The organism is Fervidobacterium sp., assembly GCF_059913585.1.
This window is the reverse complement of sequence record NZ_DBOLZL010000012.1, coordinates 201919-225740: the sequence shown is the minus strand read 5'-3', so window position 1 is coordinate 225740 and position 23822 is coordinate 201919. Positions and strand designations below refer to the sequence as shown.

Genomic DNA, 23822 nt, shown 5'->3' with positions numbered 1-23822 from the left:
TGAAAATTGGGATTACGCTTTTCCGGCAGCTCCAAGGAATTCAAGTCTGTTCATAACGACTTCTTTGACTAATTTCTTACCTGCTCCTAAATAATGCCTTGGATCGAATTCTTTTGGATTTTCTTTTAGGAACTTTCTAAGTCCTGCGATAAAGGCAATTCTTAAATCCGTATCCGTATTGACCTTGTTTATACCAAGCTCAACGCACTTCTTAAGTTGGTCCTCAGGCACACCCTTTGCTCCGCCTAAATCTGCTCCGTATTCCTCTGCCATCTTCACGTATTCTGGCAAAACACTCGAGGCACCATGGAGAACAAGTGGAATTTTTGTCAGTTCTTTAACCTTTTTGAGTCTTTCAAAATCGAGCTTTGCTTCACCTTTAAACTTGAATGCGCCGTGGCTCGTTCCAATTGCTGGCGCCAAGAAATCGACGCCCGTCTCTTCGACAAATATCTTTGCTTGCTCAGGATCTACCAACACGGACTCAGCGGCAACTACGTTATCTTCAACACCTGCGAGTTGACCAAGCTCGGCTTCGACAGAAACACCTGCTGCGTGCGCTATTTTGACTATCTCTTTAGTTTCCTTAAGATTTTCTTCAAAAGGCTTTTCAGAGGCATCAATCATAACCGAAGAATATCCTGCCTTTATCGCTGCTATTATATACTCGAAGTGCTTACCGTGGTCAAGGTGGAGCGCTATCGGTATATCAACACTATCGGCAAATAATCTTACTAACTCAACGAAATATCGTGCACCCTTAAATATGTCACCGTTTCCTGCATATTTTATCGCACCCTCGCTTGTTTCAATGATAAGTGGCGCTCTTTTTTCCAATGCACCTTCAAGTATTGCATGGAAAAACTCCATGTTGTTAATGTTAAAAGCAGGAACTGCGTAATACTCCTTGCTAGCCTTTTCCAAAATGTCTTTTGTGTTTACGTACATACGTTCCACTCCTTTCGTCTTCAGAATTTTCTCTAAGAACCTTGAATTCTAATCTAAAAAAATTATACCACATGTTTAGAAAATAAGAAGTTAAAAAAGGGGGACGCAATGGTAAACGTCCCCTATTTGAACTTAAGATTTCTTTTTCGTTTGCTTCTTCTTATTAAGCTTTTCTATTTCTTCCTCAACTTCTGCGTATCCTTCTTTGTAGAACTCAAATTCCTTATCATCAAGCTCCATAAGTAATCTCAAAAACTCTCCAGCATGCACCTTTTCTTCATCCGCTATGTCTAAAAGAACTTCGCGAACCAATTCGTTGTCCGTCGACTCGGCAAGCTGGGTATAAAGTTGAATAGCTTCATACTCTGCTGCTATCATAAACCTTATAGCTCTTATCAACTCTTCCTTTGTTAATTTTCTCTCGTTTTTCAATCCGCTGAATGCGTTTGAAAATTCTGGCATTTTCTTTCCCCCTTCCAGATAAGGTAATACTAATTCTATCAATCCTCACTTACTATTCTGTAACTTTTTCGAGATTTAAATGCCTCGAACTCCAATTCACGTAGTTTCTCTAATTTTGCTTCAATTTCCTTCAGTTCATTTATGTTGGACCTTGTCGCTGGATGTTTTGGAGCAAACGCAACGCAACTATCAATGTATGGCTTAATTGATATCTCAAAGGTTCCTATCTCCTTTGCTTTGTTAGTTATTTCCACTTTATCAAATCCCACAAGAGGTCTTAACACAATTAGCGAGCTTGCCTCTTCTATCGCTGCCATATTTTCTATCGTTTGACTAGCAACCTGACCAAGGTTTTCACCTGTGATAAGTGCCTTTGCCTTCACTCTTCGTGCAATCATACTTGAAATTCTCATCATAGACCTTCTTTGTAGTATCAATGAATATTCATCAGGCGCGTTTTCCTTTATGTAGGTTTGAACCTCTGTTAGTGGGACTATCCACATCCGCAGACCGTTTGGTAGGTATTTGCTGAGCACTCTTCCAACACTAAGAACTTTTTCTTCCGATTTTTCAGTTGTAAGTGGTGGACTCAGGAAGGTAACCGTTTGAAGTTCAAGTCCTCTACGCATTGCATACCATCCTGCAACAGGGCTATCGATTCCCGCGCTCAGTAACAATAAAGCCCTTCCAGATACACCAACTGGAAGCCCTCCAGTCGATTGTATTTTTCCCGAAAAAACGAATATTTCTTTTTCCCTAACATCAATTCCAATCTCAAATTCGGGATTGTGAACATCAACTTTCAAATGAGGGAAAGCCTGGAGTACGTAAGCTCCAAACTCTCGGTTTATCTCAAGACTGGTCATAGGGAAATCTTTGTATCCTCTTTGTGCGTTAATTTTGAACGTTTTCAATCCCTCATCCACATGCTTTTTAGCTAAATCGAGAACAACTTGCTTTAGTTCCTCTAAGTCATGTTCAACGGAAACACCTAAGCTGTAGTTTTGAATACCAAATACATAATGCAACCGTTCCAAAATCGAATCTGCGTTATTCCTACCAATTCTAACAATGATTCTTCCATACCTTTTGTTCACTGCGGCTGGTTTGACTATTTTCAAAATATTGTCAATAAGCTTTTTTTCAAACCATTCCCTGTTCTTTCCTTTTAGTCCTATCTCGGAATACCTCACAACTACGACTGTTTCCACAGAACCCCTCCAGTTTGCTTTTTATTCGGAAATGAACAATTTTAATTCTAACATGTATTCTAACCTTTGAAAAGATTTTTGACGACCTTTCTGAAAACTACCTAAAGACAACCCAATTTGGAATATACGTTGAACACTCCAAGTATCTAAAGTGTCTAATTATTTGTAAGTACAATCGAATAATCTTTAAGAAAGGAGGTGTTTTTATGTATATAGGCACCGAAATAGTAGTGGCCATTGTGTTCTTTATACCAATAATCGTCCTATTAGTAACCGTAGGGTATGAATTGCAAATAAACGACTTTTCGCTCATCGTTGAAGGTGCCACAAGATTGATTCCATTTCCCGAGGATTTTTCAGAGACTTACCTTGAGTTAAGAATATTAGGAGCTTATCAATTCTTAGAAAGTGGACCATTTTCTTTAAAATTCAACATTGGGCAAGTATCTGCAGAGCTTGTAGAGAAAGCTTTTCAGTTACATTTCGTTCCAAAAATTGGTGGGACTTTGGAGTTCCACAATCTAAAGTTGAGCGTTAATTACGTTAATAAAGCATTTATTGTGAGGAATTTATCTGAGATTTTAATTCTACTTCTTTTCATACAATCCTACTATCTCTGCCTGAGCAATGATTCTACCGCTCAACGCTCTTTCTAGTTCCTCTTTTGTAACTTTTCCCTTTAACTCTATAAGGGAGTTGACAGCGTAAATTTTGAAATGATAGTGGTGTACACCATGACCTTTTGGTGGACATGGTCCGTTATACCCAACTTTTCCAAAGTCATTGTATCCTTGCATAGCTCCGTTTTGAAGTTTCTCAACTTTTGGAAGAGCCTCTGGAATTTTCACGCTTGGACCATCCACCGGATAATTCCAAAGTACCCAGTGAACAAACGTACCAATTGGTGCGTCAGGGTCGTCGCAAATTATAGCTATCGTTTTTGCACCATCAGGGATATTAGAAATTACCAGTTCAGGATTCACATCTTGTCCTTCACACGTATACTTCTTAGGTATGAATTCTTTGTCTTTAAAAACGGAGGAAACTACCATATGTTTCACCTCCTTCTTTTGTAGATGCGAAAATAAAACAGCAGACAAAATAAGAGCAAGAGCGATCACAAGAAATATCATAACTACACGTAACAATATTGGCAGCTTATTAACTGTAATCTTGAGCCTCATGGGAAGCACCTTCCCCACATACCAAAGCATTGTTCATTCTAAAATTATACCACTTTCGGCGATGAATGATATAATAATTCTGTAAATCAGCAAAATCCAAATCAAAAAAGTTTGAGGTGAGAGCATGAGGAACAATAACCAAAAAGTGGTAGTTGTAACCGGCGGTGCTAAAAACATAGGAAAGGGAATTGCTTTGAAATTTCTCGAAATTGGTTGGAGGGTCTGTATAATAGATTACGATAAGCAAGCTCTTGAGAATTTTCCGATTAACGACGAGAGCAAAGTATTTTTATACCACGGAGATACATCTGATGAATATTCAGTGAGTGAGTTTTACATACAGCTCAAGGAAAGGTTTGGAAGACTGGATGCGATCGTCAATAACGCAGCGATAGGGGGATTCAAAAATTTTCTCGACCTCTCTGTTTCCGAGTGGAAGAGAGTTATAGATGTGAACTTGACAGGGTACTTCCTAATGGCACGGTTTGGGGTACCGCTCATACTCGAAACAGCAGGTAGAGGAGCTATAGTAAACATTTCCTCAACCCGGGCATTGATGTCCGAACCAGGTAACGAAGCTTACAGCGCATCGAAGGCAGGAATATTAGGTCTTACTCACGCGCTGGCTAATTCTTTAGGACCAAAAATAAGGGTTAACGCAATATGCCCTGGTTGGATTTTGCATGAGGGCGAGGTAATTTCTGAGAAAGAACATGCACAACATTTAACAGGGCGTGCTGGAACCATTTCTGATATCGCAGAAATGGTATGGTTCCTTATAGATGAAGAAAGAAGTGGTTTCATTACTGGGCAATATTTTGTAGTTGACGGCGGAATGACGAAGAAGATGATTTATATCTAAGCACAGTTAAAACCTGTTTAAAGAGTTTCAAGTGAATATGTGATACTCTCCCCAGGAGAGGTGATAAACAAGGTGAGAAAAAACTTGATGTTTACTTTTTTGGATTATATAGCCAAATACAAGTTTACCATTATCAGCATTCTAATTTTAGTACTTTCCGTTATCATTATCCTAAATAATGCAAAGATTGAAACTAGAATTGAAACATTTTTACCTGGCTACAAACCAGGTAAGCCTATAACGGAGATAGATGACCCTTCGGTTCAAAATCTCGTGCGTATGAGTCTCAAATTTGGTGATAGGGCAAGGATATCAGTGATTTACGAAGCCCCTGCGAGACTTGATAAACCAGGAAGCTTGAAGGACTTAAGAAGGTTACACAAAAAACTTGAGAATTTTGAAAATGTTCAGACCGTAATATCTATATTGAACTACCCAGGAGCCGAGGTATATATCGAAAATGACGCTTTGGACTTAGAAAATCTGCCAAAAGAATATCGAAGTTTTATATCCAAGGATGGAAGGTATGCTCTATTTTTGGTGATGATCTCTATAGACGGGCAAGTTGAACCTATCGTTAGGAAAATTACAAATGCTCTCAAAAATGAGCCCGTAATTGTTTTATCCGAGGCTTCCGTGAACAATAAACTTTTCGATGAGTTAAAGAGAGCAATGTTTTTCTATCCAATTTTGATGTTCGGAGTTATATTAGCTATTTTCTTCTACCAAACGCAATCTCTAAGAGCAACTATAGTTTCACTCTTCGTACCAATAATAGCTTCGATTTACACATATGCTATTCACTTTGCGTTTGGAGGAGTTCTAAACATCCTCACATCGATGACAGCGTCGTTCTTGATAATTATCGGTTCAGCTTATCCCCTGCATTATTACAATGCAATTTTCCGAACCGAAGTCAATGTTCGTAAGCATATTTCAACTCCTATATTCTTCTCGATGTTCACAACGGCTGTCGGCTTCTTATCATTTTTGTTTGTGAAGATACCAGCGTTTAGAGAATTTGGTTTTCTCGTTTCCTTAGGTCTTTTCATAGATTTTTTACTTACTGTAACAGTTGGTGATGAACTGTTATTGCGTGCTCATAGAAAGGCATCAAGGAAACCTAAATCCTTCGGAATAAAGTACATAGGTAATAAACTAGCTATGAGCATATTATTTGTCGTTATCTTTTTAGTTGGTTTATCATTCTTTTTAATACCTTCTATTAAGGTAGGTTTGACGAGTACAGATTATTTTTCAAAGAAATCAGAGATAACGAAGGCTTATAAGCTTTTAGAAGATAACTTTGGTATGAAAGATGCTATCTACCTGGTATTGGAAAAAGAAGAAGGTATATTCCTACCGTTGGACAACAGAAATATTGATGAAATAATTGCTGAGCTTTCACAACATTCTGAAGTCAGTAGTGTCGATTTTCCCAGAAACGTTCCCATTACGGCTCTCATTTTGGCTTCACGAACTCAACCTTTGTTAAGATACTATATCGCAGATGCTAAAACGATACGTATTTCGATAAACCTTTCACCAAAAGGGTCAGATAATTTGGAAAAGGTCACGAAAATTACCAATGAAGTCATGAAAAAATACAATTACAATTACTACCTTGCAGGGACTCCCTTTATATGGAAGGCGGTTAACGATAATATACTTGCCAGCCAGATTCAAAGTTTAGTTGCAGCTTTAATCATTGTGTTTGTAACAATTCTCGTCGTATTTAAAGACTTCGCAGAGTCCATAAAACTTATTTCTCCTGTTGTTTTCGCTACCATCCTAAATTTCTTTTATATGGCTATCTTCAAGATGAAGCTGGAAATATCAACCGCGTTGACTTCAAGCATCATAATAGGACTTGCCATTGACTATTCTATTCACGTTGGTCACAATTACGGTGAGACTAATAATATTTTCAGCTCAATAAAAAACGTAGGTCCCGCAATATTAGGGAACGCATTCGGTATCGTCGGTGGTTTTCTGACATTACTGATTGGAGGAGAGTTAGCTATGTTTAAAAGAATAGCGATTCTTGTGTCTTTGGGTATATCAACCGCTGCTGTGCTGACTCTAACTGTTTTACCATTCCTTTTGTCATTAGGAAGAATCAAGGAAGTGAAAGAAAATCTTAATGTTGAAAAATGAGTATAGAAGGAGGGAGCTTTGTGAGAAATGTAAGAATTGCTTTGGCACAAATAAACACAACAGTTGGTGATATATATGGAAACAAAGGAAAGATTATAGAGTTTATAAAGCAGGCTATATCGTACAATGCGGACGTTTTGCTTTTCCCTGAAATGTCGATAACGGGTTACCCACCTGAAGATTTATTGTTCAAGACCCACTTCATTCAAGATAATATAAAAGCTCTTGAAGAAATTGCACAACATGTGCCAAAGTCACTCATTGCAGTTGTAGGCTTTGTTGATATGGACGGCGATATTTACAATGCAGCTGCTGTAATGAACAACGGTAAAGTCATTGCAAAGTACTATAAGAACTACTTACCTAATTACGGTGTTTTTGATGAAATGCGGTACTTTCAAAAGGGTAACAAGGCTTTAGTAATTCAGTTCGGCGATGTGCGAATGGGAATAACCATATGCGAAGATATCTGGTATCCAGGTGGACCAGCACGTGCTGAGGCTCTTTACGGTGATGCGCAAATTTTGGTAAACATCTCGGCTTCACCCCATTACCAAAAGAAACTCGAATGGAGAGAAAAAATGCTCTCAACAAGAGCAAACGACAACCTGGCGATAGTGGCATACGTAAACCTTGTCGGTGGTCAGGACGAACTCGTCTTTGACGGTGCAAGCCTTGTATTAGATGAATCAGGCAAAGTTTTAGCTAGGGGAAAACAGTTTGAAGAAGATTTGCTTGTGGTTGATGTCGATGTTGAAAGGGTAAACAAGGCACGTCTAAAAGACCCAAGAAGAAGACAGGATAAACTCTTAGTTACAAAAGAAGATTTAGAAACCTTGGAAATTGTCACAATACCTTTCGAAACGAAAACTCAAAGAAAGGAAATAACTAACCGAATAGAACCTGCACTTCCAGAAGTTGAAGAGGTTTATAACGCATTGGTTGTTAGCCTCCGAGACTATATGAGAAAGAACGGGATGAAAGAGGCAGTTGTTGGACTTAGCGGTGGTATAGACAGTTCTTTGGTTGCTTGCATCGCAGTTGATGCGATAGGCAAAGAAAATGTGATTGGTGTTTCTATGCCTGGTCCATTTTCATCAGAACACAGTAAAGAAGATGCAAGATTGCTGGCAGAGAATCTAGGAATAAGATTCTTAACGATTCCTATTGTAGAGATATACAATACATATCTCGAAACTTTGAAACCAATCTTTAGAGACCTACCGTTCGATACTACTGAAGAAAACTTGCAAGCAAGAATCCGCGGAGTTATCCTTATGGCACTTTCAAACAAATTTGGTTGGCTTGTCTTAACAACTGGCAATAAAAGCGAGAGTGCAACAGGTTACTCTACTTTGTACGGTGATACGGCTGGTGGGTATGCTGTAATTAAAGATGTATACAAGACGATGGTTTACAAGCTAAGTGAGTATGTGAATCAAAAGGCAGGAAGAGAAATTATACCTCAAAGGGTATTCATAAAACCCCCAAGCGCCGAATTGAGGGAGAACCAAACTGACCAAGACAAACTCCCACCTTATGAAATACTGGATCAAATATTGGAACTGTACGTAGAAGAGGACATGAGCGTCGAGGAGATTGCGAGTCTTGGATTTGAGGAAGAAACTGTAAGAGAGGTCGCGAAAATGGTCAACATAAGCGAGTACAAGCGTAGACAAACGCCTCCAGGGCCAAAAGTTACAAGAAGGGCTTTCGGAAAGGATAGAAGGCTACCTATAACGAATGGATACAGGGAATACAAAAGAAAGTGAAAAACAAACGTATAATTTAAAATTAAAAAATCAGGAGGGTATTAAACCCTCCTGATTGTATTTAGCGCAATTTTGATGTTCAGGAACACGAGATTAATCCATTGTCTTTACAACCATTGTACTCAAACTGAATAGTAACATGATTAATACCAAACTTTTCAAGTTCTGATTTGATTTCGTTGTATATGTCCATTGTCTCACTTACTTTTACATCTTCCCTAAGGTTGACATGTCCTTCAAAAAGGATATTCCTTTCGTCAAGTGCCCAGATATGAACATGATGGATATCTTTTATTACGGGGTTTCGCAACAGTTGTGAACTAATACTTTCAATATTGAAACCCACAGGAGTGCTTTCCATAAGAATCGATAGAGAACCACTAAAGATTTCAATCGCTTCTTTGATTACATACAGTGCTATTAAAATAGTTACAATCGAATCTAAGAATTTCAATCCATAAAACTTTATGAATATGGCACCTATTAGAACTGCTATAGATGACAAAGAATCCATCAACATGTGCAAATATGCGGACCTTATATTTAAGCTTTCTTTGGACCACTTTTTCAATATCATCATGCTCAAAAGATTCGCGATAAGCCCAATGGTTCCGACAACTAAAACGACGTTAGTATTTATCGATGATAGTGGTTCGAAAAATCTGCGGATAGCTTCCACTGTAAGCAATCCGCCTATGATCAAAAGTGTAGCTGAGTTGAAAAATGCAGCTATTATATTTGCACGTTTATATCCAAAAGTTTTCTTGGAGTTTTTTGGCTTTCTCGAAATTCTTTCAGCCACGTAAGAAAGCATTAAAGAAAGTGCATCACCAAAATTGTGGGCAGAATCTGAAATTAGTGCTAAACTGCCTGCGATAATACCACCAACAAGTTCTACGAATGTTATTCCAAGGTTTAGTATCACAACGAATGTAAACCGGGCTACATTTATTTCCGTCCCTTTTGTGGCATGCTTATGAATATTGTGATGATGATGTCTGTGCAAGTGAGTATCTTTATGATGTGTGTCGTGTTCCGCACCAGTATGTTCTGTGGTATTAGCTTTCTTTGGATTGTTTTTTTCTACCATACAACCTGCTCCCTCATAGTTACAATATTACAATATTCAAAAACAAGTTTTTGACAAAGTCATATTTTTTGGCCAAAGCATTGGTTGAATTCATGTTGAATTACCAGAAATTAACCAAAGCTTTTAACAAGGCTCACAATAACCGACTCCCATCCATTTGCTAAAACGAATATGAGTACTTTAAAAGGAAGAGAAACTAAAACCGGGGGAATCATAATCATACCAAGCGAAAGAAGAATACTTGCCACTACCATGTCTATTATTATGAAAGGTACGTATATTAGAATACCCATTTTGAAGCCTATTTCTATCTCACCTAACACAAACGCCGATGTTAGCAACGGATCTGGAGCGTCTTCAATCTTCTGAACATCTTGCTTGAGGGCGTTGGCAAGAACGAACACATTGTCTTCGTTGTGGTGGTTTACAAGCTCTGTAATCATGAATTTTCTAACAGCTGCCATTGTTCGCGAAAAGAACTCTTCATAAGTTATCTTGCCATCCATATATGGTTGCAGAGCATTTGTATTTATCTCATTCCATGTGGGTTGCATTATGAAAAATGTCAAAACGAGTGCGAGGCCTATCAGCACCTGGTTCGGTGGTACCTGCCTTGTACCCAAAGCATTTCTCACAAAAGAGAAAACAATTATTATCCTCGTAAAAGAGGTAAAAAGCATCAGAATGCTCGGTGCTAAGGTAAGCACCGTCAACACCAAAAGTATTTCCAATGTTGCTACAAGGTCACGAGGAGATTGATTAGGAGTAACTTGAATACGTATACCCGGAATAGGTACCTCGTCTTGAGGAAAGAAAGAAGTGGTCAGCATCAAAATGAAAAGCAACGTAGCTATCTTTTTCATTTCTTACCACCAACAAATCTTTGAAGGATGGTCTCAAAATTTGAGCCAATCTCAGAATCTATTTCGCCTTCTTCAATTGTGTCCAACTTTTTTACAACAGTCGCTTGGTTCTGACTTATTAAAATAACATAGTACTCTTTCAATATTCTAACAAGCACTAACGATGTATTTCTATCCAAGTAAATTCTACTAATTACTTTAGCAAAACGCCCCCCAACTGCGTTGGGGAGCCTTTTTCTTAATATCCAATAAGTACCTAAGAGTATCACTATTATGGAAACCAGACCTATTAAAAAACTAACAAGTCCTCCGATTTTCCTCTCTCCTTATATAAATGCGATTTGGAAAATTGTATTTAAAACTACTTAAGTACTTTTTGAACCGCCTCGATTACCCTTGCAGGTTGGAATGGCTTAACTATGAAATCCTTCGCTCCAGCCTGAATAGCTTCTATAACCATTGCCTGTTGCCCCATTGCGCTACAGACAATAACCGTAGCGTTTGGATCAATCTTTTTAATCTCCTTGATGGCATCTATACCGTTCATTTCAGGCATAGTGATATCCATGGTAACAACATCTGGTCTAAGTTCTTTATATTTCTCCACTGCTTCAACTCCGTTGGCAGCTTCTCCAACAACTTCATGCCCCGCCTTTGTAAGAATATCCTTCAACATCATACGCATGAAAGCTGCATCATCAACAACCAAAATACGTGCCATCTTATGCCACCTCCGACCCTATAATTTCTTTGACTATTTCTTCTAAATTGAGGTATACTATCAAACGTGCGTCTTTCTTTATAAGACCTTTTGCTTTTTTACCGTAAGTATTCATCTTGCCAAGGTTTGTTTCAAGTTCTTCGCTTCTTACTCGCATAACTCCGACAACTTCGTCGACCATAAGCCCAAACTCAACATCTTCTAGCTTGGCAATTATTATTTTCCTATATTCAGTGTTACTCTCATTGGCAAGCAACATTGGGAGACTTATAACCGGAACAATTTTTCCTCTTAGGTTAATCACGCCCTCAATTATTTTCTTAGCTCTTGGAACCGGTGTTATTTCGGTCTTCTCTATGACTATTTCAACCATTTCAACACCAATCGCCATCTCTTGATTAAGTGCTTTAAAAACAAGAACTTCAAATTCCATATTATCTGCCATAATATTCACCCCCTTAAAATTGGTTAAAAACTCAACTTCAGTCTTTATCATGCCATCTCAACAATATTTGCTACATCTAATATCAACGCAATGCTTCCGTCACCAAGCGTGGCTCCACCACTGAAGATTTTGACATCGCTGAAAATCTTTCCAAGAGATTTGATAACTATGTCTTCCTGACCAATAAGCGTATCAACGGTTAGCCCATATTTTCTATTCCCATGCTTTACAACAACAACGTTCATTTCACTCGGGGTTTCTTCGTGCGGGAAGTTAAACACATGCCACAACTTTATCAACGGTATAACTTCTCCTCTGATAACGATGACTTCCTCGTTTTGGACAACTTTTATTTCTTCAGGACTAATGATTAAGGTGCTATCAATAATGGAGATAGGAATGGCATAGACGTAGTTGTTAACCTTAACGAGCAATGCTTGGATTATCGCCAACGTGAGTGGTAAGCGTATAGTCACTTTTGTTCCCTTTCCAGGTTTGCTCTCTATGGAAACTGAACCATTCAAAGATTCTATGGTGTTTTTAACCACATCCATTCCAACGCCTCGACCAGAGAGTTCGCTAACCCGGTCTTTTGTTGAAAAACCTGGTAGGAAGATAAAGTCAAAGACCTTTTCATCCGGGAGCGCTGCCGCTTTTTCTTCGGTTATTAAACCTTTTTCTATTGCCTTTCTCAATATCTTCTCTCGGCTCATACCTCTTCCATCATCTTCCACTTCAATAACAACATTGTTACCCTCGTGCCGTGCTGACAGTTTAACAGTTCCTATCGGAGGTTTTCCTAACGCAATTCTTTCCTCTTTCGTCTCTATTCCATGGTCAATAGCATTTCTGATGAGGTGAACCAGCGGATCACCTATTACTTCAACAAACGTTCTATCAAGTTCTGTTTCTTCACCCTCCATGATAAAGTTGATTTCCTTACCTAAGTTTCGTGCCAAATCCCTAACAACCCTTGGAAATCTGTTGAAGACAAATTCGATAGGTACCATCCTGACCTTCATGACAATGTTTTGTAAATCCAAGGTTATTCTGCTAAGTTGTGCCAATGATTCGTCCACTTCTTTGATATTGTACTTTTTCAAAATATCTGCTATCCTGCTTCTTGCAATAACAAGTTCTCCCATCAAGTTCATCAATGTATCGAGCTTTTCCGTATCAACTCTCACGGTCTGTGTAATTTTTGTTCTTTTTTGTTCTTTTACGCTTTGCTCTTCAGATTCTTTAGCTTCACTACCAACAGCCGTTTCTTTTTTCTTTTCTTCAACCTTCAGTGGTTTAACAATTACGCTTTTAATTTCTGAAATCCCCATTATCCTTTCATATATTTTTTCCTGAGGTACATTACCAATGCCTATCAATTCTACAGTTAAATCGAACTTTTCGTTCTCTATATCCTCGACAGGTGGTACAGAGTGAACTATCTCAACGCCTATTTCTTCAAGCGTGTGGAATACCATGTACATTCTTGCTGATTTAAGCTGTGTGCCCTCTTGGAGATTTACAACGATGTGATAAGCAGGGATGCCCTTTTTATCAGCTTCTTCCAACACATCTTTTAAAACCTCTTGAGTGAAACTTTCTGTAACTACTTTTGTGCTCGTTTCTTCGCTTCCCTTCGTTTCTTTCAACTCGCCAGCCTCAGCTTTATCAATTTTTCTACTGCTTTTTTCCACCTTTTCACCTTTTGCAATTCTCTCAAACACTTCTACAAGTCCTTCACTACTTTCATCTAATTCATCTGAACCATGTTCAACAATAGCTTTTAGCATCTTTTCTATCATATCAAGACCTGCAAACAAATAGTCAAGTTCATCACTTGTAATTTCTACCTTCCCGCTTCTTACCGCATCCAAGTAGTTTTCCATTCTGTGGCACAACTTTGCAAGCTTCTCAAACCCCATGGTTCCAGCCATGCCCTTTAGAGTATGTAACGCCCGAAAAGCTCTGTTAATTTGTTCAACGTCAGATGTATTCTTTTCTAGTTCTAGTAACGCTTCGTTCAGAAGTTGAATATACTCTTTTGATTCGTCGATAAATACGCTGAGATATTCATTGTGCTCTCCCATGTTCTTCCCTCCTTTTAGGAGATTATAATTTTGTAATAGCTGAAATAACCCGCAGTGTATTTCCAAAATAACATTTTAGAAGACACATTAAAACCTGTGGTCGATTTAATTATATCACCAATGTCAAGTAAAAGTTTAAAGTCATATGTTGTAAGTTTGGAGAAATCAAAATACATTGGTAATTCTTTCAACCGTCTTCTAGTCTTTTCATACCGTTCGTATTTTGCCCTATCAATTGAGCCAAAAAAAACCCTATTTGTAATGTAAAAAGCATACAATTTAGAATTTTGAAAAGTAATTTCCCATTCTTGTTTTTGCGCATCGTACTTTGCACCAAGTTTAGCAACACTTGTTTCTAAAACCTTAGCGTTAGAATTATCGAATATAAATAGAAACTCTCCAGTTTCGAGTCTGCCAACAACGTAAACATTTGAAGAGGATTTCGAAAGTACCGAAACAAACTCAAGGACTCTTACTAAATCTGCATTGGAACCCTGTAACCACTGCTTGAGAATCTCAACAACGCTTTCCGTGTCACTTGAAGGCACCGATAAGTAGTAATTCCAAGCCATGGGAATGTTTCCGATATTCTCACTTATACGTTTAGTTGTCAACTGATTCTTATTTTTCTGTTCAAATGTTATGCTAAGGTTTCCTGCAGAAACAGTTGAGTAAAATAGAACATATTCTGACTCAGAAGAGTCAATCAATGCTCCAGGTAAGTTAAATCTCAAAGTTTCTGGTTTCGAATACCCGCTTATAAAAAATGTTCCTGTCTTCAACCTTTCAAAAACTTTTGATGTTCTTGATAATTGCATGTCTGGAGTTGCATAAGTCTTTAATGCCAACTCTAACGCTGTCTTACTTCCAGCTATTACAAAATACTTTCCAGAATATCCACAGTAAAGGCTATCGCCAAGTAAATACTGATTATTTGGCAACGGTTTGTAACTAACCGAGAGCAGATACGCCATTCCCTTTATAAACTGCGACGGAGACTTTGTTTGAAAAGCAAAGAAACTGTTCGTGGCTATAGTTTTTACAAAGTCGAAGTAGTAGTTAATATCGAACGACACGACGCTACTCAAGTCAATTTGGATTCCTTTAGAAGCAAATAAAACATCTGTTGAAATCGCCTCTTGGATAATTGAAGGTAACACACCTGTTCGATAGCGCATGTCTTCAAGTATCCTTAAGAATGATTCTTCAAATCCTAATCCCTTTCTATTTAAAACAAAAGAGAAAAAAGGTACCTTCTTAAGCTCCTCGTACCAATTACCACCGTTCGAAACTCTGATAAAGAAATCATAATCTTTATGAACCAAATCTATTATATCAGAATCTGCAAGAACGGTTGTTAAGGTAATGAGTGCAAGAAAAATTGTGAGGACTAATTTTAAGTCTGTGATTTTCGCCATCACCTGAGCTCCTCCCAAGCACTGTTAACAACCTCAACTATCGCGTTACCCAAAAAAACATCAGAAATGTTTTTATCGTAAGAATCATCTAAACATTTTTGAAATACCGCGAAGAACTCAACATTTCCATCTCCACCAGGCACCCTGGAAAAATCTAAAAGCACAAACCTAAAACCCTCTTTCATAAAATCCGTCACGACCTCTTTTAAAACCCTCACATGCTCTGATTTATCTTTAATCACTCCATGATGAGGATAGCCAACTTCAAATTGTGGCTTTATCAAAATTATACCATATCCTCCAGGTTTCAGTATATTCAAAATGTTTTTCTTAATTTTTCTGACGGATATAAAAGAAACGTCTACGCTAACAATATCAACAAATTCTCCCAAGTCTTCAAAACTCAATTCTTTCGCATTTTTCTGAATAAGTTTCACTCTTTCATCGCTTCGTAGCCTGGGATGTAATTGCTCTGTATTCACATCAACAGCGTAAACTTTTAGAGCACCGTTTTGGATAAAGAAATCAACAAAACCACCTGTTGAACTTCCTATGTCACATATCACTTTTCCACGAATTTCTATTTCTGTATCTCCTGTCCGAGAAATATTATTAAACAGGCCTTCGATTTTGTAACCCGCACGACTGACATATCTAAGAGTCTCTAAAACCTCTATATTATCAGAAAGGCTAACTAATTTGGACGGTTCCTTGCATATCTGCCCATTAACTGACACTTTTCCGGACTGGATAATTTGTTTGGCTTTTGTCCTACTTTCGGCAAGACCGTTTTTGACCATAACTACATCTAATCTTTCTTTTTGATTTCCACTTGCCATGTTCCCACATCCGTTACTACATTCAACACGCCTTTTGAGACAAACATGTAGAAAATTGAATTGCCGAGGTAAACATCATCATAAAAAAAGCCAAAACCAAAATCCTTGATGTTGGTGAATATTGGATATAGCCTTTTAAAATCATTTTTGAAGAAATTTCCTGTTCTATCCACTTTTATTGAACCATTTACAGACAAAACGTAGTTTTCTTTCAAAGATTTTAATATCACAGTTGCCCTATGTTCGTCATAATCGAAACAAATAGCCTCTTCAAAAGTGCCTGCAAAAATAACTTTGCGGGTTTTAAGGTTTACCACATAAACGTTTTTAGTAACGTCCAATAGATATAGCATATTCTCTACCAGCAAAAAATCCAGAGGAGCATTCGAAACCTTCAATTTCCAAGTAAGAGACACATCACTAATCGAACCATCTGCATAAATGATATACTTGTCCCAGCCAAATATTGGTACTGAAGAAATTACTTCTTTCCTGCCAGTTCTAAGGTTAAGAATATAGTTATCCGTCAAAATAGAATAACCTGTGTATAAAAGCGGTAATGAATCAACTTGATATTGGATTTTTTCAGATACGTAGAGAACTTTATCCTTATAAAGGCTTCCATCCATAGTTACAGTAGCTGGTATGAAGTTCATATAGTTTGGAACAACTATCAAAGGTACGCCTGTTGGAACGGTTACGTATAACTTGCCAAACTTTGGGTCGTAAACGACAGTCTCTGGATATAAATCGGTTTTATTCTTGCTTGAGCCAGTTTCAATACGAACAAAACTAAGATTGGTGGTAATGTATTCGAGAAAACCACTCAAAAAATCTTCTTCAGATTCAAATACTACCTTACCTGATTCCGTTGTCAAGGAAATAGTATGTCCTGTAGATTCAACACTTATCTTCAAAAGCTCTCGAGTAGCAAAATTAGAAACATCAATCGATGTGGATGTGGATGCAGAGGCTAAATCAAGTTCTATCTCACTATCAAGCTCATTGTTCAAGATTACGTTGGTTACAAAAAAACCAGCGCTTGACAGTTCTTTAGTGATAAAGACAGAAAGTTGTGGAGGGATATTTCTTTCAAAAACAACAATTTGAGGTCTCTCCATCCAAGTTTTTATTACAGATAAAACTTCCGCATCTAAACTTTCATCTGGTATTTGAATACCAGCAAAGACAATGCCTAAAACAACACCTTGTACAAAAACAATCCATGCGCAGGTGCCAATCCAGCTGATTTTGAGCGATCTTTTGATTCTAACACCTCCAGTATCTTCTCTGGTTCCCAGCTTCCAACTCCAACCTTTACGAGGTTTGCAACAATACTCCTAACCATCCCTCTTAAATACGATATACCTTCAACCCTCACAAGTATGAGGTTTTTCTTCAATCTTACAATTCTAATAGCGGTAATGGTTCTCTCTGTCTTTATATCTTCTTCCCCCTTTTTGCTAAAAGATGTAAAATCATGTGTCCCTATAAGATATTTAGCACCTGCTCTCATCTTCATAATATCCAATTCATACGGGAACCACCAAGCATACCTTCTAAGGAATATATCGTTCATTTTCGAATTTAAAATGTAATAGTGGTAGATTCTACGCTTTGCCTCATATCTTGGGTTGAAATTTTCATTTGCAAACCAGACTTTTTTAACGTATATATCTTTCGGTAGGTTTGCATTTAAAGCATTTCTGATATCGTTTTCCGTAAGTTTGTCGTTTGGACAATCAAACACTGCAACTTGTCCATTAGCATGAACACCTGTGTCCGTACGCCCCGCTGCGTATGTTTGGATGGGCATTTTAAATACTCGTTCAAGTGCTTTTTCCAACTCTCCTTGCACAGTTCTCACATCGTTTTGACGTTGATATCCAAAAAAATCCGTGCCATCGTATGCGAATTCTATGGCTACTCTTCTCATATGTTGATTAAACGTCCTCCCCCTGACTTCTTACTTGCACTCAAAGCGGTTTTCGCTTTGTTCAATATCCCTTCCAAATTGTCTGCATCAACTGGATACTTGACAACAGCTCCACTGATGCTCACATAAGGGTACTTCTCTTTAACATTTTCAATTACTTTTTGGACTAACATCAGTGCATCCGACTTGCTTTTTGTCCACAGTAAAATCATAAACTCATCACCTACATGGGTGTAAAGCCCATAGTTTCTTACTTCATTTTCTAAAGAATTCTTGATTTCTCTTAATATTTCATCTCCGAAAACGTAACCCTTTTCAAGATTAAGCTTATCAAAATTATCTATGTCCAAATACACGAACGAAAAGGTCCGTTTCATCTCTATAGCCTTCGACATTTCTTCCATTAATTCTGAGACTGTAGCTTCTTCTGGGTAATAACTCAAGAAAAATCCTCGATACTTACTTTCTTTTACAATTTGGACAAACTGCCAAGCAAAAAACTTTGAAAGTTCGATTTCTCTTTTTGCCGGTCTTAAACCATTGACAGGTTTGTCGAAGCTAATGTAACCAATTGTCTTGTTACCGTATGTTAATGGTACAAGGAACAAATCATCTGGGTCCCAAGCATTATTAACATCAATTGCAGCATATTCTAAGGGTCTAAAAATATATGTTTGGTCCAAATCAATACTACCTTTAGGAATAAAGTAAACACCCCCTGCATCAAAACGACTTTGCATCAATACCAGTGTATCCTTTATCTGTGGTTGCCTAGTTTTAAGCATTTCAAAATCTTCATCTTTAATTCCATACTTCGCAATTCTTACGACCCTACCTGACTTGTAATCAAATAAATTTAGTAATGCCGCTGAAAAACCTATCATTTTACACGATACTTCAAGCAGGTCATTTAATACTTTGTCCACATCCTCCGTGCCCAGTTCTTCCAAAACAGCTGGTATTTTTGAAAGGTTTTCAATTTCCCTTTTAATCTCATCTTGCTCATACTTCAATTCTTGGTACCACACTTGTGCTGTTACTGTATAATACAATTGGACCAAAAAACCCGCATATAGTAGAAATGTAAAAATCAAATAGGCTAACTTCACTTCTGGCAAAATGTAAAGCGTCGTTACAATCAAAGAGGCGTAGAGACCTAGTAAAAACACAAGAAATCCAACACTAAGATAGTTTTTCAACTTCGTCTTTGTAAAAAAGGGTATGTAAACAAAACTGAGTATAATGTTTGTAGCAAAATAACCGACAGCAAAATAAACCAGCGACAGATAGTCATATACAGCACGTTTAAACAAGAAGATACCTACTGAAAATTGCAAGAATTCAAAAGCTAATCTAAGAAACTTTGTTTGCCAAGGAATTTTCTTTACCAGAGGTATTGTGAACAACGAGAGAAACATCACCGTTTCCGGAGTGATAAAAGGAATTAAAAACAGATACAAAAAAGGCTTGGCAGTAAATCGAATCCCACCAATGGGAATCTCAATATACTGGGCTAAAAGCATAGCTATCAATGAAGCAGCAATCATCCGTATGTCGTAACTAAAAACAAACGGTTTTGAGAAGAACAAGAAGACAGAACCTATCAAGAACAATGAAAATACAAATATCAAAGTTTTTTTGGTCACTTCTTTCCCCCCAATGTTATGTTATACAGATTGTAACATTCTAACACTGTATTTTAAACTTCTGTTTATGTATATTCTGGCAAATATATTCTATCATAAGACCGACATTTTACACAAGGAGGTATATAAAGAGATGGAAAAACTCAGACAAATTGCAGAGATTTATGGAACGCCTGTTTTAGTGATGGATTTGAACGTGATAAAGCAAAATTACATGAACCTGGTTGAGAATATTAGGAACTGTAAAGTGTACTACGCAGTTAAAGCAAATTCACATGTCGAAATTGTAAAACTTCTAAGAGATTTGGGAAGCCATTTTGATGTTGCGTCACGGGGGGAAATTGAAAAACTACTCTCACTTGGTGTGGAACCACACAGAATGAGTTTCGGAAACACAATTAAAAAGTTAGAAGATATAAAATTTGCATATGAACATGGTATTAGGATGTTCGCTGTAGATTCCGAAATGGAACTAGAAAAGATAGCTATGGTTGCTCCTGGCTCAGATATTTATGTAAGAATAAGTACAAACGGTATGGAAGACGATGCTGATTGGCCGCTTACAAGAAAGTTTGGAACAAGCGTAAGTCATGCAATTGAACTTGTAAAGTATGCAAAAACATTAGGGTTGAACCCCATAGGATTGAGTTTCCATGTTGGATCTCAAAACTACAACCCTGAAAACTGGAGAACAGCCATAAGGGAGGCTTCCATTGTTTTTGAAGAAGTGAAGGAATTTGGCGTCAACTTGTCCATGATTAACACAGGCGGTGGGATGCCAGTTAAGTACATTAAGGACATACCAACTGTCAAGCAAATAGCAAAAGTGATAAACGAGGCTGTGGAAGAATACCTGGGTGATAATATAACCGTCATAGTAGAACCCGGTAGGTCGATGGTTGGAAATGCGGGAATTATGATTACAAAAGTCATCTTGAGAAGTAAAAAAGGTGAGGAGAACTGGTTATACCTTGATGCAGGTGTGTTCCATGGCCTGACAGAAACTATTCAGAACATACGCTACCGAATAACTGTTGACGGTAAAGAAGATGAAGAACTCGATACTTTTGTCCTCGCCGGACCTACATGCGATAGCGTTGATGTAATGTACTATGATGCTCAATTACCAAAAAGTACAACACTTGGGGACATTGTATACTTCCACACAGCAGGTGCTTACACTACCGAGTATGGAACAAATTTCAATGGTATAGATTCACCAAAGATAGTGTTTGTAAACGGAATTTTGTCAGACGAAGAATACGAGGTAAAAATTCCTGAAATTGTAGAAGTTGAAAGTGAAAATTCAGAAGATTAAGCAAATTTGTAAACGTTAATAAATAAGGGCTGGAATTTTCCAGCCCTTATTTATTACCACCAACGGCTTATTCTTTTTCTGCCTATGATAACATCTGAGCGGTTTCCTTCCTGAATTCTCACAACATGCCTTCCAGACAAAACTGAAAGCACATTTGTAAACAGCGTCGGCAAAGAAACGTATTTTCTGCTCGATATCTTTGCAAAGAGTGGAACTATCGAATATCTCAACACACTTTCTATTATGAAAAATATCTGCAAACCGTAAATATGGAAATCTCCTATATAGAAATCAAAAGAATTGAAAAACCTTGCTAGGGGACCTCCAACAAGAGAACCAACCATTCCACCCAAACCACCAAGAGCAGAGAAAACTGCAAAATACATTGGTGAATTCGAAGACGCTGTTTCCATCGGAAGGGTTATAAATGCAAGGTTCACTGCTGCCCAACCTACACCTGATAGAACTGCATCCAAAACCAAGGCTAAAATCCAATCCCTTTCGTTCATCAAAATCCAAATAGCTGGCGTTATTGACACTATGGATAAACCAGCAATTAAAACACTTTTGTGACCAAATTCATCGGAGAGCTTTCCCCAAATCGTGTAAAATACCATAGACAAAACTGAAGCTGTTATGGAAGCGTAGCTGATATAGGTCATGGGTAATCTAAGATTGTGGAGTTGATGGTAAGGAAAAAAGGGTGCAGCCAGAAGTACCACAAAGTTCCAAGCAAAATAGGCTTTTGACAGTTTCATAAAGTTCTTATCTGCAAGGACAAGTTTTAAATCATTAACAGTTCCTGTTTTGGTTGCCCTTCTTTCTTCAAGAGGCATCAATGTAAGTAGCGAAATGAAACTTCCGAACATTGTAATGAGAATTATCAACAGAAAGTTAAATGGGATTTTGACATTGTCACTTATAACTGAAAATAGATAGAATACCGACAATGTTGAAAGCGAAACAAAAAAGTTTCTTAAACCCAGGTATTTACCCCTTCGCTCTTCTGGTATCATGTCTGAAATCATACTTACCCAGATATTACCTGCAAAAGCAGCAAAAACTTGACTTAAAGCGAAGATAACAATAAAAAGCTTTGGGTTTCTTTGCTCAACAAACAAAAATGGAAGTAGCACTACCCACAAGAATCGTCCTGAGTTGAAAAATGCTAAAAGTATTTTCTTGGTAGAGAACTTTTCGATAACAGCAGGTGCAAAAAGCTGAAATATCTGGAACGCCATAGGGAACGATGCAGCAAGTCCTAACCATACTTCATCAAGTCCGAAGTAGATAGCTACTGCTGTAAAGATTGCTGTTTGAGTTAGAACAAAGTAAAACGAAGAAAAAACTCCCTCAAGCGTTAAAAAGAATTCATTTTTGTTTTTGTGAAACCTGAATTTACCACTTTCTTGACTCATCCTTTAACCACTCCAAGTGGAATACACTTCGCTATCTTCAAAGAAATTCCAAGTTCATTGACAATTTGAACCACTTTATCAACATTTTTGTAAGCTTCCGGTGCTTCTTCTACTATACCTTTCTTAGACTTCGCCATGATTTTGATGCCCTTTGATTCAAGTTCTTTCAAAACATGGTTTACCGTTAACTCTCTGGTTGCCTCTCTTCTTCCAAGTGCTCTACCTGCCCCATGAGCTGTCGAACCAAAGGTCATTTCTTCAGCCTTTTTGGTTCCAACAAGTATGTAAGACGCTGTTCCCATACTCCCGGGGATAATGACTGGTTGCCCAGTCTTTTTGAAAACTTCTGGTAAGGCTGGTTTCCCAGGTCCAAATGCTCGTGTTGCACCTTTTCTGTGAACAATCACTTTTCTTTTTCTTCCATCGATTTCGTATTCCTCCACTTTTGCAATGTTGTGTGCAACGTCATAAACAAGCCTGACATTCATTCCAACTACACTTTTGAACGCTTTTCTAATCATGTGAGTTATGATTTGCCTGTTTGCAAACGCGTAATTTGCAGCGCAGTTCATTGCACTGTAGTAAGCTTGCCCCCACTCGCTCTTAAAGGGGGCATTTATGAGTTGTTTATCTGGTAGATTCTTGTTGTGTTCTTTGAGGTTGTCTCTCATGTATTTTATGTAGTCGGTTGCTATCTGATGACCAAATCCTCTGCTACCGGTATGTATAAGTATCGTTATATCTCCCTTTTTAATACCAAACACAGACGCGATTTCCTCATCATAGACTTCTTCCACTAGCTGTATCTCAATGAAATGGTTTCCCGCACCAAGCGTTCCTAGTTCATCTTTACCCCGTTCGTAAGCCTCTTCACTAACATCGGAAAAGTCACTTTCTTCCAATACTCCACTGTCTTCTATTCGCAATAAATCTTCTTCTGTTCCATACCCCATTTCTACAACTTTCTTGGCTCCTTGCTCTACAATCTTTTTGAAATCATTTTTTGAAAACCTCAAATCGCTTGTTTCACCTACTCCAACGGGTACGTTTTCGTAGATGCGTTTGATGAGATTTTCCAAGTTCTTCTTTACAATGTCGGGATTACCATCTACTACGAGCATTCTGACACCGCAATTTATGTCAAAACCAACCCCACCAGGGCTTATTATTCCATCTTCTAAATCGAATGCTGCAACGCCACCAATAGGAAAACCATATCCCCAATGTATATCAGGCATAGCGTATGCCGCTTTTACAATTCCCGGTAATGTCGCCACATTTTTAAGTTGTTCAATAGGTTCCTCATCTATAGTTTCGTAATCAGCAAGAACTATTGCATCAACCTTCATATTGCCCGTTTTTTTAATCCTGTAAATATATTTCCCTTCCTTCTCAACACCCGGGATGGACATATCCAAACACCTCCCTTCGATGATGTAAATTCC

At 37.9% G+C, this 23822-nt stretch carries 22 protein-coding genes; 5 read left to right on the top strand and 17 right to left on the bottom strand.

Annotation, left to right across the window (positions count from 1 at the left end; genetic code table 11):
- Positions 1-12 precede the first annotated feature (12 nt).
- From fba to thiI, 3 genes are all read right to left on the bottom strand, one after another.
- Entirely contained in the window at positions 13-948 is a 936-nt protein-coding gene (fba, locus tag AC3M61_RS04345) for a class II fructose-1,6-bisphosphate aldolase (protein ID WP_014451093.1), read from the bottom strand.
- A 132-nt stretch (positions 949-1080) separates the two neighbouring features.
- The gene (gene encB / locus AC3M61_RS04340; protein WP_500779670.1) at positions 1081-1410 is read right to left on the bottom strand and encodes an encapsulin nanocompartment ferritin-likeEncB family encapsulin nanocompartment ferritin-like cargo protein cargo protein; all 330 of its coding nucleotides are present in this window, start codon (positions 1408-1410) and stop codon (positions 1081-1083) included.
- Between the two features lie 38 nt (positions 1411-1448).
- The gene (thiI, locus tag AC3M61_RS04335) at positions 1449-2621 is read right to left on the bottom strand and encodes a tRNA uracil 4-sulfurtransferase ThiI (RefSeq protein ID WP_500779669.1); all 1173 of its coding nucleotides are present in this window, start codon (positions 2619-2621) and stop codon (positions 1449-1451) included.
- Between the two features lie 206 nt (positions 2622-2827).
- On the opposite strand from thiI, the gene AC3M61_RS04330 reads away from it, so the two are divergent.
- Positions 2828-3277, top strand: coding sequence for a hypothetical protein (locus tag AC3M61_RS04330; RefSeq protein WP_500779668.1), 450 nt, complete (start codon positions 2828-2830; stop codon positions 3275-3277).
- Here AC3M61_RS04330 and AC3M61_RS04325 read toward each other — a convergent pair.
- Positions 3209-3673 carry a YbhB/YbcL family Raf kinase inhibitor-like protein gene (locus tag AC3M61_RS04325; RefSeq protein WP_500779667.1) on the bottom strand — a complete coding sequence of 155 codons (465 nt, stop codon included), beginning with the start codon at positions 3671-3673 and terminating at the stop codon, positions 3209-3211. The two genes, AC3M61_RS04330 and AC3M61_RS04325, sit on opposite strands and share 69 nt — an antisense overlap.
- A 256-nt stretch (positions 3674-3929) precedes the next feature.
- Between AC3M61_RS04325 and AC3M61_RS04320 the strand changes: the two genes are divergently transcribed.
- From AC3M61_RS04320 to AC3M61_RS04310, 3 genes are all read left to right on the top strand, one after another.
- Positions 3930-4667 (top strand): SDR family oxidoreductase, encoded by a 738-nt coding sequence (locus AC3M61_RS04320; protein ID WP_500779666.1) that lies wholly within the window; start codon positions 3930-3932, stop codon positions 4665-4667.
- Between the two features lie 72 nt (positions 4668-4739).
- Positions 4740-6824 carry an efflux RND transporter permease subunit gene (locus tag AC3M61_RS04315; protein WP_500779665.1) on the top strand — a complete coding sequence of 695 codons (2085 nt, stop codon included), beginning with the start codon at positions 4740-4742 and terminating at the stop codon, positions 6822-6824.
- A gap of 20 nt (positions 6825-6844) precedes the next feature.
- Positions 6845-8596 carry an NAD+ synthase gene (locus tag AC3M61_RS04310; protein ID WP_500779664.1) on the top strand — a complete coding sequence of 584 codons (1752 nt, stop codon included), beginning with the start codon at positions 6845-6847 and terminating at the stop codon, positions 8594-8596.
- A 79-nt stretch (positions 8597-8675) separates the two neighbouring features.
- Here AC3M61_RS04310 and AC3M61_RS04305 read toward each other — a convergent pair whose 3' ends face one another.
- The 11 genes from AC3M61_RS04305 to AC3M61_RS04255 form a co-directional block, all read right to left on the bottom strand.
- Positions 8676-9686, bottom strand: coding sequence for a cation diffusion facilitator family transporter (locus AC3M61_RS04305; protein WP_500779663.1), 1011 nt, complete (start codon positions 9684-9686; stop codon positions 8676-8678).
- Positions 9687-9796: 110 nt separating this feature from the next.
- Positions 9797-10549 carry a flagellar type III secretion system pore protein FliP gene (fliP, locus tag AC3M61_RS04300; RefSeq protein WP_500779662.1) on the bottom strand — a complete coding sequence of 251 codons (753 nt, stop codon included), beginning with the start codon at positions 10547-10549 and terminating at the stop codon, positions 9797-9799.
- Positions 10546-10818 carry a flagellar biosynthetic protein FliO gene (locus AC3M61_RS04295; protein WP_500779661.1) on the bottom strand — a complete coding sequence of 91 codons (273 nt, stop codon included), beginning with the start codon at positions 10816-10818 and terminating at the stop codon, positions 10546-10548. The genes fliP and AC3M61_RS04295 overlap by 4 nt, the downstream gene beginning before the upstream one ends.
- 92 nt (positions 10819-10910) lie before the next feature.
- Entirely contained in the window at positions 10911-11270 is a 360-nt protein-coding gene (gene cheY, locus AC3M61_RS04290) for a chemotaxis protein CheY (RefSeq protein ID WP_064011609.1), read from the bottom strand.
- 1 nt (position 11271) lies between these two features.
- Complete coding sequence (locus tag AC3M61_RS04285; protein WP_500779660.1) at positions 11272-11715, bottom strand: chemotaxis protein CheW; 444 nt, start codon at positions 11713-11715, stop codon at positions 11272-11274.
- 47 nt (positions 11716-11762) lie between these two features.
- Entirely contained in the window at positions 11763-13802 is a 2040-nt protein-coding gene (locus AC3M61_RS04280; protein ID WP_500779659.1) for a chemotaxis protein CheW, read from the bottom strand.
- Positions 13803-13816: 14 nt separating this feature from the next.
- Positions 13817-15220, bottom strand: a complete 1404-nt coding sequence (locus AC3M61_RS04275; protein ID WP_500779658.1) for a hypothetical protein — start codon at positions 15218-15220, stop codon at positions 13817-13819.
- Positions 15220-16059: a TlyA family RNA methyltransferase gene (locus AC3M61_RS04270; protein ID WP_500779657.1), complete on the bottom strand. Its 840-nt coding sequence runs from the start codon at positions 16057-16059 to the stop codon at positions 15220-15222. The genes AC3M61_RS04275 and AC3M61_RS04270 overlap by 1 nt, the downstream gene beginning before the upstream one ends.
- On the bottom strand, positions 16029-17180 hold the full coding sequence (locus AC3M61_RS04265; protein WP_500779656.1) for a hypothetical protein: 1152 nt from the start codon (positions 17178-17180) through the stop codon (positions 16029-16031). The genes AC3M61_RS04270 and AC3M61_RS04265 overlap by 31 nt, the downstream gene beginning before the upstream one ends.
- Positions 17181-17254: 74 nt before the next feature.
- Positions 17255-17995 carry a tRNA pseudouridine(38-40) synthase TruA gene (gene truA, locus AC3M61_RS04260; protein WP_500779655.1) on the bottom strand — a complete coding sequence of 247 codons (741 nt, stop codon included), beginning with the start codon at positions 17993-17995 and terminating at the stop codon, positions 17255-17257.
- Complete coding sequence (locus tag AC3M61_RS04255) at positions 17992-19641, bottom strand: sensor domain-containing diguanylate cyclase (RefSeq protein WP_500779654.1); 1650 nt, start codon at positions 19639-19641, stop codon at positions 17992-17994. Before AC3M61_RS04255 ends, truA begins: the two co-directional genes overlap by 4 nt.
- A gap of 133 nt (positions 19642-19774) precedes the next feature.
- Here AC3M61_RS04255 and AC3M61_RS04250 point away from each other — a divergent pair, with 133 nt between their 5' ends.
- Positions 19775-20959: a type III PLP-dependent enzyme gene (locus AC3M61_RS04250; protein ID WP_500779653.1), complete on the top strand. Its 1185-nt coding sequence runs from the start codon at positions 19775-19777 to the stop codon at positions 20957-20959.
- Positions 20960-21012: 53 nt separating this feature from the next.
- Here the strand turns inward: AC3M61_RS04250 and AC3M61_RS04245 are convergent, their stop codons facing one another.
- Positions 21013-22377, bottom strand: a complete 1365-nt coding sequence (locus AC3M61_RS04245; protein ID WP_500779652.1) for an MFS transporter — start codon at positions 22375-22377, stop codon at positions 21013-21015.
- A complete protein-coding gene (locus tag AC3M61_RS04240) occupies positions 22374-23789 on the bottom strand; it encodes an RtcB family protein (protein ID WP_500779651.1) in 1416 nt (471 codons plus the stop codon). The genes AC3M61_RS04245 and AC3M61_RS04240 overlap by 4 nt, the downstream gene beginning before the upstream one ends.
- Positions 23790-23822: the final 33 nt, after the last annotated feature.

Coding starts and splice junctions, on each gene's coding strand:
- fba (WP_014451093.1), bottom strand. CDS start 948: ATGTACGTAAACACAAAAGACATTTTGGAAAAGGCTAGCAAGGAGTAT.
- encB (WP_500779670.1), bottom strand. CDS start 1,410: ATGCCAGAATTTTCAAACGCATTCAGCGGATTGAAAAACGAGAGAAAA.
- AC3M61_RS04330 (WP_500779668.1), top strand. CDS start 2,828: ATGTATATAGGCACCGAAATAGTAGTGGCCATTGTGTTCTTTATACCA.
- AC3M61_RS04325 (WP_500779667.1), bottom strand. CDS start 3,673: ATGGTAGTTTCCTCCGTTTTTAAAGACAAAGAATTCATACCTAAGAAG.
- AC3M61_RS04320 (WP_500779666.1), top strand. CDS start 3,930: ATGAGGAACAATAACCAAAAAGTGGTAGTTGTAACCGGCGGTGCTAAA.
- AC3M61_RS04305 (WP_500779663.1), bottom strand. CDS start 9,686: ATGGTAGAAAAAAACAATCCAAAGAAAGCTAATACCACAGAACATACT.
- fliP (WP_500779662.1), bottom strand. CDS start 10,549: ATGAAAAAGATAGCTACGTTGCTTTTCATTTTGATGCTGACCACTTCT.
- cheY (WP_064011609.1), bottom strand. CDS start 11,270: ATGGCACGTATTTTGGTTGTTGATGATGCAGCTTTCATGCGTATGATG.
- AC3M61_RS04285 (WP_500779660.1), bottom strand. CDS start 11,715: ATGGCAGATAATATGGAATTTGAAGTTCTTGTTTTTAAAGCACTTAAT.
- AC3M61_RS04280 (WP_500779659.1), bottom strand. CDS start 13,802: ATGGGAGAGCACAATGAATATCTCAGCGTATTTATCGACGAATCAAAA.
- AC3M61_RS04275 (WP_500779658.1), bottom strand. CDS start 15,220: ATGGCGAAAATCACAGACTTAAAATTAGTCCTCACAATTTTTCTTGCA.
- AC3M61_RS04270 (WP_500779657.1), bottom strand. CDS start 16,059: ATGGCAAGTGGAAATCAAAAAGAAAGATTAGATGTAGTTATGGTCAAA.
- AC3M61_RS04265 (WP_500779656.1), bottom strand. CDS start 17,180: ATGGAGAGACCTCAAATTGTTGTTTTTGAAAGAAATATCCCTCCACAA.
- truA (WP_500779655.1), bottom strand. CDS start 17,995: ATGAGAAGAGTAGCCATAGAATTCGCATACGATGGCACGGATTTTTTT.
- AC3M61_RS04250 (WP_500779653.1), top strand. CDS start 19,775: ATGGAAAAACTCAGACAAATTGCAGAGATTTATGGAACGCCTGTTTTA.
- AC3M61_RS04245 (WP_500779652.1), bottom strand. CDS start 22,377: ATGAGTCAAGAAAGTGGTAAATTCAGGTTTCACAAAAACAAAAATGAA.
- AC3M61_RS04240 (WP_500779651.1), bottom strand. CDS start 23,789: ATGTCCATCCCGGGTGTTGAGAAGGAAGGGAAATATATTTACAGGATT.